Source organism: Nitrospirota bacterium (assembly GCA_016214385.1).
GTDB lineage: Bacteria > Nitrospirota > Thermodesulfovibrionia > UBA6902 > JACROP01 > JACROP01.
Genome location: JACROP010000061.1, coordinates 1 through 11,099, shown reverse-complemented (window position 1 = coordinate 11,099; position 11,099 = coordinate 1). Strand labels below are relative to the sequence as shown.

General features: G+C 42.9%; 11 protein-coding genes and 1 other RNA gene. 2 read left to right on the top strand and 10 right to left on the bottom strand.

All coding sequences use genetic code 11. The annotated features are described in order from the left end of the window. Positions 1-208: 208 nt before the first annotated feature. The 4 genes from HZC12_03785 to HZC12_03770 form a co-directional block, all read right to left on the bottom strand. On the bottom strand, positions 209-706 hold the full coding sequence (locus HZC12_03785) for a hypothetical protein (protein ID MBI5025848.1): 498 nt from the start codon (positions 704-706) through the stop codon (positions 209-211). Continuing rightward, positions 690-1,052: a nucleotidyltransferase domain-containing protein gene (locus HZC12_03780; GenBank protein MBI5025847.1), complete on the bottom strand. Its 363-nt coding sequence runs from the start codon at positions 1,050-1,052 to the stop codon at positions 690-692. The genes HZC12_03785 and HZC12_03780 overlap by 17 nt, the downstream gene beginning before the upstream one ends. A gap of 163 nt (positions 1,053-1,215) precedes the next feature. Continuing rightward, positions 1,216-1,413: a hypothetical protein gene (locus tag HZC12_03775; protein ID MBI5025846.1), complete on the bottom strand. Its 198-nt coding sequence runs from the start codon at positions 1,411-1,413 to the stop codon at positions 1,216-1,218. A gap of 607 nt (positions 1,414-2,020) precedes the next feature. After that, a complete protein-coding gene (locus tag HZC12_03770; protein MBI5025845.1) occupies positions 2,021-3,475 on the bottom strand; it encodes a sigma 54-interacting transcriptional regulator in 1,455 nt (484 codons plus the stop codon). A gap of 565 nt (positions 3,476-4,040) precedes the next feature. On the opposite strand from HZC12_03770, the gene smpB reads away from it, so the two are divergent. Continuing rightward, on the top strand, positions 4,041-4,490 hold the full coding sequence (gene smpB, locus HZC12_03765; GenBank protein ID MBI5025844.1) for an SsrA-binding protein SmpB: 450 nt from the start codon (positions 4,041-4,043) through the stop codon (positions 4,488-4,490). Between the two features lie 21 nt (positions 4,491-4,511). Here smpB and ssrA read toward each other — a convergent pair. Further along, positions 4,512-4,854: a transfer-messenger RNA gene (ssrA, locus tag HZC12_03760) on the bottom strand. A 455-nt stretch (positions 4,855-5,309) separates the two neighbouring features. On the opposite strand from ssrA, the gene HZC12_03755 reads away from it, so the two are divergent. Beyond that, the gene (locus tag HZC12_03755) at positions 5,310-5,717 is read left to right on the top strand and encodes an S-adenosylmethionine decarboxylase proenzyme (protein ID MBI5025843.1); all 408 of its coding nucleotides are present in this window, start codon (positions 5,310-5,312) and stop codon (positions 5,715-5,717) included. Positions 5,718-5,777: 60 nt separating this feature from the next. On the opposite strand, the gene HZC12_03750 is transcribed toward HZC12_03755, so the two are convergent. The 5 genes from HZC12_03750 to HZC12_03730 form a co-directional block, all read right to left on the bottom strand. Beyond that, the gene (locus HZC12_03750) at positions 5,778-6,968 is read right to left on the bottom strand and encodes a phosphoglycerate kinase (GenBank protein MBI5025842.1); all 1,191 of its coding nucleotides are present in this window, start codon (positions 6,966-6,968) and stop codon (positions 5,778-5,780) included. Positions 6,969-7,012: 44 nt separating this feature from the next. Beyond that, positions 7,013-8,017: a type I glyceraldehyde-3-phosphate dehydrogenase gene (gene gap / locus HZC12_03745; protein ID MBI5025841.1), complete on the bottom strand. Its 1,005-nt coding sequence runs from the start codon at positions 8,015-8,017 to the stop codon at positions 7,013-7,015. A gap of 195 nt (positions 8,018-8,212) precedes the next feature. Next, entirely contained in the window at positions 8,213-8,707 is a 495-nt protein-coding gene (locus HZC12_03740) for a hypothetical protein (protein ID MBI5025840.1), read from the bottom strand. Positions 8,708-9,079: 372 nt separating this feature from the next. Further along, positions 9,080-10,333 carry a UDP-N-acetylglucosamine 1-carboxyvinyltransferase gene (murA, locus tag HZC12_03735; protein MBI5025839.1) on the bottom strand — a complete coding sequence of 418 codons (1,254 nt, stop codon included), beginning with the start codon at positions 10,331-10,333 and terminating at the stop codon, positions 9,080-9,082. Further along, positions 10,326-11,099, bottom strand: a 774-nt coding sequence (locus tag HZC12_03730) for a peptide chain release factor N(5)-glutamine methyltransferase (protein MBI5025838.1), incomplete at its 5' end; no start/stop codon positions are given. The genes murA and HZC12_03730, both read right to left, overlap by 8 nt.

Sequence of the window (11,099 nt, the reverse complement as noted above, 5' to 3'; positions counted from 1 at the left end):
TAGTGTAGTGTTTCTCAAATAATATGTTTATAGTCTGTCATTCCCGTGAAAACGGGAATCCAGTAATTTCAATAGGTTCTGGATTCCTGCTTCCGCAGGAATGACGAAAAAAGGGCTTTTATAAACACATACTATTTATGGGACGCAACCCTAGGAATGACAAGTGAAGGGCTCGGAATGACAGAAAAGAGACTTTTTCAACAGGCTGCTAAATTTTTAGAAATGTTCTGAGAAATGAAATAAATCTTTCAATATCCTTCAAAAAAGCACCGGTAACTTTATCTATGCCTTTAATCAGGGGCGACATTTTGGTTTCTTCAAGTTCAAAGCCATAGATGCTTCTTACGAGATGCCTGAATTTGAGATATTCCTCAAGCTGTCTCTCCGTAGCACTGCTTAAAACAGGAGGTCGCAGGCCTTTAATATCAAGGGCCATATTTTTCAGAAGTCTTTTGTGCCAGTCAAGGCTTTGCGGGATTCTGCCATTTATCTCACCTGCTACCTTCTCGAATATTCTCTCGCAGGCGGTATAAAAATTATGGAGTTTAAGGGCAAGACTTTCAATTATATATTCTCTTTCATTTTTTGAAGTCTTTTTCAGTTTCCTGGCTGCTATCTTTATTTCATCCCTCAGGAGGCTGATGTTTGAGAGTTCTTCTTCTATCTCGGCAATAAAGGTGAGAATTTCTTCACGGCTTTTTTTCATAGAGCACTATCCCTTTCTTTATGCTGTCTCTGATAAGCCCCCTGCATTCCTCAATAAGCTTTATATCAACCTTCGTATCTATAAGATTCTCTACTTCAGTCCATGCTTTAAAAAAAATTCTCGGCGAAAGACCAGAAATAGCAAGGTCTATATCAGAACTAATATGATACCTTCCTTTCGGGAGAGAGCCAAAGAGTATTACTTTCTCCACACCGTATTTCTCTGCAAGAAATATCGCGGCCCTCTTTGCCTTTGAGAGTGCCCTTTTCCTTTCAGCTTTAAGTTCTTCTTCCTCGATGGCCTCCCTCTGTTTCCACGCCTTGATATATTCGGTATACGTTTTCATATTTTTTAGTATAATGTAAACAAAGTGATAGGGCAAGGAATTAAAGAACACTATGGATAGATTTTATTACAAAGACATGGTCGCTTTACCATGACCACGCTATTAGCAAGTAGATACATGCTTGAGGAGATTTTAAAACCGTAAGGAATTAGAAAGGTTTAAATTATTCAGGCTGTCTTGCCGGCCAGCTACCCTCGTAGCCAACAACCATGTCTATATCCTGCTCTCCTTCAATAAATAGTGAAGGGTGATTCCTTATCAGTGACTTTATAAGGAAGCATTTTGCCTCAACAGGAAGTATTGAATAAAAGGGAGACTCCCTTAAAACAGCTATGAGAGATTCTTTTCTTTTCTCTTCCATAATTCGACAACCTCCTTACTCAAAAGTTAAAGCAAGAGATGTGCCAGATTGCTAAAAACCTTTAAGAGAGGTTTTACAAAAGTCTCACCACAGAGGACACAGAGCTATGATTTGGAGCAATGGAGTGATGGAGTATTTGATTGGAGTATTGGAGTAATGTCTATTTAGTATTAAATATTAATTAGTTAGTAGTCATTACTCCAATACTCCAGTACTCCATTGCTCCATTTTTCTTTACACTTTTCTCGTGAGCTCAGTGTTCTCTGTGGTTTAAAAATAGTTTTTACAAAAAGCTCAATAGTAGGAAAATTGTGTAAAAGATTACCAATTTGTGTAAAGAAAGTTTACACTTCTTTTTCCCAAAAGAGGCAATAATATTCCCTCTTTAGCAAAGAGGCGGAAAGGAGAGGAAAAATCCCGAATATTTTGTGACTCAACTGTAATTCCCTTACTGATGGCATAATGTGATTTATTTTATCAAACTTACGGGTTTCCCGATAAAGTCGGGACAAAATTGAACCCACGGGATATCAAGTTAAGGGGGGAGTGTCGGTGTCAGTGTCGGTGTCGGTGTCAAGGAGAGGGGAAATTTCAGGGGGGGGAAGGGTCAGATGCCGTATTTCTTTTTGAGGCTGTAAAGGCTCGGGCGGCTCAGGCCCAGCATCTTTGCAGCCTTTGTTACATTATTGCCGCAGCTTTCGAGAGCTTCTTTGATTTTCTGCTTTTCAACCCTCTCCCTCACATCCTTCAGGAGGGTCTCTTTTTCCACAGGTTCATCTTGAACAGACAGGTCTAAATCCCGGGGCCTTATGGAATCATCGCTGGCCATTACAATAGCCTTCCTGACCTTATTTATCATTTCCCTGACATTGCCAGGCCAGCCGTAACTCTTTATAGCATTTACAGCATCCTCTGTAAATGCCTTTGATACGCCCATCTCCTTTGAAAATTTTTTAAGAAAATATTTCGCAAGGACTGCCTTGTCCTCGTCCCTTTCCCTGACAGGTGGAAGATTTACGGTAAAGGCATCCAGTCTGTAATAGAGGTCATTCCTGAATTTGCCATTTGCAATTGCAGATTCAAGGTTACAGTTGGTTGCAGCTATAAGTCTCACGTTTACTTTCCTGCCGCTACCGGCCCCTATCCTCTCCACAATCTGGTTCTCGAGGAATCTCAGGAGCTTTGCCTGAAGGTTAGGGGAAAGCTCTCCTATCTCATCCAGGAAAAGGGTGCCGCCGTCTGCATGCTCGAATTTACCTTTCTTGCTGGTATAGGCTCCGGTAAATGCACCCCTCTCATAGCCGAACAGCTCTGCCTCAAGGAGGGTTTCCGGGATAGCCGCACAGTTTATCGGAACGAATACCTTATCCTTCCTCGTGCTCCTTTCATGAATTGCAAGGGCAGTGAGCTCCTTGCCTGTCCCGCTTTCTCCTAAAATGAGGACAGGTATATCTGTAGGAGCTACTTTCCTGATTTTGGAGAACACCTCTAACATTACATTGCTTGTCCCGACAAACTCTTGAAACTCCTCGCTAACCCCTATCTTCAGGATATCTGCATCCATAAAATTAATCAGCCTTTGTACCTGGTCTGCTACCAGATTGCCTGCCTTGGAATACAGTTTCTTGAGGAGGTGCATTTTTTCGTGGTATTCAAAATATCCAGGAGAATTGAATGTAAGCTCCCAGCCGCAGGTCTTGCAGACAGATGGGATTACCTCATACTTCTCACCGCAGTATGGACACTCGTCAAAATCATTCATGTTATCAGTGATGTATTTCCAGAGTTTAATTTTTGTGGCAACATCAAGGCCATAAAAATTTATGGCAATACCGTTTGTGTCTTTCCTGATAATCTTGCCGCTGTGTTCAAAAAGCCCGTACCTGGGCAGATCATATCTCAGAAGAATAGTATCTCCAGCCTTTTCTTCGGCAGAGCGAAAATGGCCTTCGAGGAAAGCACCATCTATGCTGAGGTCGGTAATCGTTGCCTCTGACTTTACAAGTTTTGCATCTACCTTTACAGGAAGGTCTGTTGTAATTCGAGGATACAAACGTGCCATCAATACCCCCTTGAGCTTCAGGTTTTACATTTTACAGCGCAAAGACGTCAAATTGTAACTGCAAGCTTAATACAACCGAAAACCCCCAACAACTCTCGGCGGGCCCGTCATTAATTTCTAAATACCAAATTTAAATGAGCCCGTCAAGTAAAAAATTATGCATATACAAAAAATTTATACGGATATTAAACTCTTGTTACATTTTATCTTAACTAAAAAAAAAATCGTGTCAATATGTTATTTTTTTGACACCCATGTTTGCTACTGTTCTTCCGACATTTTTGTGGGTAAAATAACCACAGAGGCACCGAGACACAGAGAAAAAAAATAGGAGTCCCGACCTGTCGGACAAACCTGAACCCGCTTCATAATGTCGTCATTCCCGCAGTTTTTAAGCGGGAATCCAGAGAATAAAAGGACTGGATTCCGCATCAAGTGCGGAATGACAGCTTATAGGCAGTATACTTATACGTCCTTCCCCCTTTACCATATGCTGTCCAAGAAATCTTATTTTGGATAGATGTGATCTGTTGACTTAATTTATAAATTAAGATTATTTTTAACTATGGAAAAAGTTGTTTCCACCAATAGAAAGGCATATCACGACTATTTTATAGAAGACACCTATGAGGCAGGAATGATGCTCACAGGCACAGAAGTCAAATCCCTGAGAGAGGGCAAGGCAAATCTGAAAGACAGTTATGTGCTCATAAAAGGGGGCGAGGCATTTTTGCTCAACTGCCATATAAGCCCTTACAGCCACGGCAATATTTTAAACCATGACCCGCTCAGGACAAGAAAACTCCTGCTTCACAGAAAAGAAATTGAAAAATTATGGGGAAAATTAACTCAAAAAGGATATACACTCGTGCCCCTGAAGATATATTTTAAGGACAGCAGGGCAAAAGTCGAGATTGCCCTCGCCAGAGGCAAAAGACAGTATGAAAAGAGGGAGGCAATAAAAGAGAGAGAGGCTAAAAGAGAAATGGATAGAGCACGCAGGGCAAGAGGCTAAAATAATAACTTTTAACTTTCATGGTGGAGGCGGCGGGAATCGAACCCGCGTCCGAAAGTACTACACCGCGGCATCTACATACTTAGCTTACTTACTTTCTTTTGGAATCAGGGCTGCCAGTAAGCGGGCATCCTTGATTCCTATCCCTTAAAGTCTTACCTAAAGGTTAAAGGAGAGACCTTTAAGCCAGCCTGCTTTCTGACGCCTCTCCTGGGGCACAGGCAATCCCAGGGAAGCGTGCTGCTTAAGCAGCAAGTGCCAATTCAGTGTTGGCTTTTGTATTTGTTTCCTGCCTTTTTACGTGGTGACAGGGCCACGGTATGCAGCCAGGGCTTCATAACCCCCGTCGAGGCCTATCGCCCCCTATGTATAATTATAGCATACATCTATCTGAAAAATTCCAGGTCAAAATAGACAAAAAGTTTACTCTATCAATCCTTCCAGAGATAGAGCGCAGGAATGAAAGAATTAATCCCAAAAAATGCGTTAACCACAGAGACACGGAGACACTGAGAAATGATCTATCATGCGGGTTCAATTTTGTAAATTGAACCCTTAGTTAGCAAGTCGATATACTTTTAATTTGCAGGTTTAATCTGTAAGTAGAAATTTAAGGAGTCCCGACCTGTCGGGACAAACCTGCTCCCGCAGAGAAGATAGAGAGGAAAGAGGATAATAGAAAAACAAAAATGTGACATTTTAAAATGGTAACATCAATTGCATTTTTTTTCTTGACAAAATTCCTCTAATACTGTATTTTTCCTTCAACTTAAAGGGGGTGAGATTTGCCCGGATTCCATTTAGAAGGGGGGTAGAAAATTGAATGCTTTAGGTACCCATCTTTTGGTGGAGTTGAGGGAGTGCAACTCCAGAATTTTAGACAATTTAGAAAAAGTCCAGGATGCACTGGTCACCGCTGCTAAAATGGCAAAGGCTACGATAGTTGATGTAGCTTTCCATGAATTTAACCCCTTTGGGATAAGCGGTGTGGTTGTTATTGCAGAGTCCCACCTTACCATCCATACATGGCCTGAGTATGGATACGCTGCTGTAGACATTTTCACATGTGGAGATGTAATCAAGCCCGAAGAAGCAGCCGCCTATCTCATCAAGCGCTTTGAGAGCAAAAATCCTTCAATCGTTGAGATAAAACGTGGAATACTCTCAACCATGAATGAGAAGCTACCTCATAAGGCCTCTGATGAAGAGTTCCAGGTGGTATCTTGAACTCCTTCATGAACTCCTTCACGCAAGATGAAGGACACCCCCCATAGATTCTAACGGGGTTTACTCCTTTTTATCCGTCAGAGAAGCAAGTCCTGGTAAATCTTTGCCTTCGAGGAGCTGAAGTGTAGCGCCGCCGCCTGTTGAAATAAAGGATATACTCTCCGATACACCTGCCCTGTGCACAGCCAGATTGGTATCGCCGCCACCTGCAATGGTAAGGGCGTAAGCATCGGCAACTGCATGGGCGATTGCAAAGGTTCCTCTCGAGAAAGCGTCAATCTCAAATACCCCCATTGGGCCATTCCACAGTATGGTCTTTGCATTACTCAGGGCCTCTGAAAAAAGTTTTACAGAGGCAGGGCCTATATCAAGTGCCCTCCAGCCTTTCGGTATTTCAAGTGTGGGGACAATCTTGGTCTCAGCCCCAGGTTCAACACTCTGGGCAATAACGCAGTCTACAGGGAGATAAAACTTCACACCCTTGGCTTTAATTTTCTTCCTTATCATCTGGGCGTAATCAAGCATATCCTCTTCAACGAGGGAATCCCCGACTTCATAGCCCATTGCCTTTATAAAGGTAAAGGCCATCCCACCGCCTACAATTACCTTATCAACTTTTGTCTCAAGGTTTTCAAGCACACCTATCTTGCCTGAGACCTTTGCACCGCCGAGTATTGCCACAAAAGGTCTCACAGGGTTATTTATAACGCCCTGAAGATATTCAACCTCTTTGCGCATAAGAAAACCCGCAGCAGAGGGAAGAAACTTTGGTATGCCAACAATTGAAGCATGCGCCCTGTGAGCAGCGCCAAAGGCATCGTTTATAAAGTAGTCAGCAAGCATTGAGAGAGCCCTGGCAAATTCCTCATCATTCTTCTCTTCTTCTATATGGAATCTAAGATTTTCAAGGAGCATTATATCTCCTTCCTTCATCTTTTCAGCCATGGCCTCAACCTGCGGCCCGATACAATCAGGCGCAAACATTACTTCTTTGCCTGCTAATCGCTGGAGCCTTTTTGCAACCGGTGCAAGACTCAATCGCAAATCCACTTTGCCCTTGGGCCTTCCAAGATGAGAGGCGAGAATTACTTTTGCCCCTTCGTCAATTGCATAGTTTATTGTTGGAAGTGCTGTGCGTATTCTCCTGTCGTCTGTTATCTTTAGATTCTCATCAAGGGGCACATTGAAGTCTACTCTTATAAAAAGCCTCTTACCCTTTATATTCAGGTCTTCGATTGTTAATTTGTTTATAATGCCTTTTATGGGGGCAACGAGGTTGTTTCTTGCCATTTTCTTTACCTCTTACCTGTAAGATATATGATTAAATCCCTCAAGCGTGAGCTGTAACCCCATTCATTGTCATACCAGGCAAGGACTTTGACCATCCTGTTCTCAATAACTTTTGTAAGGGTTGCATCCACAATGGCTGAATGAGAATTGCCATTGAGGTCTATGGAGACAAGGGGCTCTTCTGAATACTGCATTATACCTTTCAGAGGGCCTTCTGCTGCTTTTTTTAATGCCCCATTTACTTCTTCAGCGTTTGTGTCTTTACTTACTTCAGCAACAAGGTCTACAACAGAGACATTCGGGGTGGGAACCCTTATAGCCATTCCGTCGAGCTTGCCCTTGAGCTCTGGCAGAACAAGGCCAACAGCCTTGGCAGCGCCTGTTGTGGTCGGAATCATTGAGAGTGCTGCAGCCCTTGCCCTCCTCAGGTCTTTGTGAGGCAAATCAAGGATTCTCTGGTCATTTGTATAGGAGTGTATTGTTGTCATAAGGCCCCTTATAATTCCAAATCCCTTATGTATTACCTTTGCAACAGGCGAGAGGCAGTTTGTAGTGCAGGAGGCATTGGAGATTATTCTATGTTTTGAAGGGTCAAGGCTATCCTCATTGACACCGAGGCATACTGTTATATCAGGTTCCTTGGCCGGGGCAGAGATGATAACCCATTTAGCCCCGGCTTCTATGTGCTTTGATGCGCCTGCCCTGTCTGTAAATCTCCCTGTTGACTCAATGGCCACATCGACTTTAAGCTCTTTCCATGGAAGGGCAGAAGGCTCGGTTATCGCAAGGACTTTTATTTCTCTGCCATTTACAGTTATACTGTCTCCTTTAGAATCAACATCAGCCTTAAAAATCCCATGGACAGAGTCGTATTTTAAGAGATGCGCTAAAGTCTTTGCGTCTGTCAGGTCATTAATAGCGACAATATCAATTTCCGGTTTACCGAGACTCGCCCTGAGAAAATTCCTTCCGATCCTTCCAAAGCCGTTGATAGCAACTCTTGCAGCCATACAATACCTCCATAGTTAAGTTTACCCAGATCCAGATATAAGGTTTAATAATATAAGGTTTTAATAAGTAGGGTCGAGGCGGCGCCTCGACCCTACTTCCGTCAGACGTGTCCTTATTGTATCAACCTTTCAGGGCTTAATCAAGCGGGGTTTTTACGGCCGAAAGATAGAGATAGGGAAGGCGGGTGGTTGTATCTAATCTGGAATGCGCAGGCGTTTAAGCTTTTCGATTAAAGTTGTCCTGTTAAGTTTGAGGTATCGTGCTGCTCTGCTTTTTATGCCGTTTGATGCCCTCAGGGCCTGAAAGATGAGTTTCTTTTCAAACTCCTCAAGCACATTGTTAAGGTCAATTCCATTCTCAGCCAGTACTAAATCTACACCATTAAAACTGTTCATTGTTGACTGATCACTATTCACTGTTTGCAGGTCTCTAATTTTTACAACATCATTTTCTCGGTACGAGTCGATTCCGACTTTGAAGATCTCCATGTGCTCAACAAGATCCTTACTACATTTCTCTTTTAATGGTTGTTTAAGGTCAAGGTTTTCCTTCCCGAGTTTTTTGAACTCAACAGCTTTTTTTATTGTACCTGATAGATCATCAGGCCTGAAAGGTTTTGTTATATAATGAAACGCTCCAACCTTCATGGCTTCTACTGCGTTATCTATGGTTCCATAGGCAGTCATCATTATAATGTTTGCCTGAGGGTCAAAACTCTTAAGTTCCTTTATTACCGACACTCCATCAATCCCTCTCATAATTAAATCACATAACACTACGCCGAAACTCTCACGTTTATACTCTGCTATACCAGTAAGACCATTATCGCATGCCATAACCTCATAACCTTCTTTTTCGAGAAAATTCTGAAGAGTATACCTGGCTATCTTATCATCATCGATTACAAGAACCTTTTCAGAACTCATGTCATATATATGACACTGAAATACAACGATTGTCAAGGACTTTTACAAAAATTCCAAAGAAATTTTTATTGCCTATGAAAATCCCTTAAAAAACACGTGGTTGGAAGCATAGAGGCAGTGTACACATTCCCCTTTTTACCCGCTGATTCGCCTGATTCTTGCTCCCAGGGACCGAAGCTTTTCTTCGATTCTTTCATAACCCCTGTCAAGGTGGTATACCCTGTCAATTACAGTGCTTCCTTTTGCAGCAAGGCCTGCGAGGACAAGGGAGGCACTGGCCCTCAGGTCTGTTGCCATAACAGGTGCGCCACGAAGCGATTGAACGCCTTTTACAGTAGCTGTTGAGCCTTCTACTGTTATATCAGCTCCCATTCTCTTTAATTCAGCAACGTGCATGAATCTGTTTTCAAAGATATTCTCTGTGATAAGGCTTGTGCCATCTGCTATGGACATCAGGGTCATAAACTGGGCCTGCATGTCAGTCGGAAAACCCGGATAGGGCATGGTCTTTATATCTACGGGCTTTGGCCTGTCAGGTCCTTTTGCCTTTATCCCATCCTTATCATATTTAATATCAAGTCCTGTCTCCTTAAGTTTAATTACGATAGAATCTATGTGTTCGGTGTTACAGCCCCTGACTTTTATATTACCTCCGGTTATTCCTGCAGCAGTAAGGAAAGTGCCTGTCTCTATCCTGTCGGGTATTATTTTATGATTAAGGGGCTTAAGAGTTTCCACCCCTTTTATCCTGAGCGTCTTTGTCCCTGCCCCTTCGATATGAGCTCCCATTGAAATCAATGCATTTGCGAGGTCTACGACTTCAGGCTCACATGCTGCATTCTCAATTGTAGTAGTCCCCTCGGCAAGACAGGCTGCCATCATTAAGTTCTCTGTGCCTGTAACAGTTGATATGTCAAAGTAAATGGAGGCGCCTTTAAGCCGCTTTGCCCTGGCATTTATATAACCTTCTTTGAGGATTATCTCTGCGCCCATTTTCTCAAGGCCCATCAGATGAAGGTTTATCGGCCTTTCTCCGATGACACACCCACCTGGAAGAGAGACCTTTGCCTTCCCCATCCTCGCAAGAAGCGGCCCGAGGACAAGGACAGAGCCACGCATTGTCTTGACAAGGTCATAGGGGGCCTCTACAGAGTTTATACTACTGGTCTGAATGATGACTTTGTTGTCCTCAAAGTGAAAATCAGCACCGAGGTTGCTGAGAAGCCTTCCCATTGTTTTTATATCTTTAAGGTCGGGGATATTGGATATATGGTTTTCTCCAGAAGCAAGAATCGAAGATGTCATTATAGGAAGGGCTGCGTTTTTTGCGCCACTTATCTGAACCTCTCCACTGAGTTTTATCCCGCCCTCAATTACAATTTTATCCATGCCTGATGCCTCTGTGCCTTAGTGCCTCCTGCCTTTGACTTGCAGGTTTTTGACTGATGACTATCCTTTCTATTCCTGCATAGTCTCTTGAGATTTTTATTTCGCTGAATCCTGCTGAAAGCATTATACCAGCAACCTTGTCTGCCTGCCCTGCCCCAAGCTCTAAAGCAATACAACCACTTTCAGATAAGAATTTCCCGGCATCATTTATTATTGCCCTGTAAAAATCAAGGCCGTCCGTGCCGCCATCGAGGGCATTCAGGGGTTCCCAATCTTTAATTTCTTGCGGGAGGCCTTTAATTTCCTGTGAGACGATGTATGGTGGATTTGAGACAATAAGGTCAAAATGGCCGAGTTTTGCAATTGGCTGAAATAATGGGCCTTTGAGAAATGTTACATTTTTGACCCCATTTATTTCTGCGTTCTTTTCTGCATATCCAAGCGCAATCTCAGACGTATCAGTACCGTAAACCTGTGCCTCAGGGAACTTTTTTGCTAAGGCAATTGCAATACATCCACTTCCAGTGCAGAGGTCGAGGATTTTCAGTGACAAGTGACGAGTGACGAGTGACTTTTCAAGAGACGAGTGACAAGTGACGAGTGACTTTTCAAGAGACGAGTGACGAGTGACGAGTGACGAGTTATTATATTTACTTGTCTCTTGTCTCTTGTCTCTTGTCTCTATCTTTATGGCTTCTTCTACTAAAAGCTCTGTCTCAGGCCTTGGGATTAAGACCCCATGCCCGACTCTGATTCTAAGTCCCAG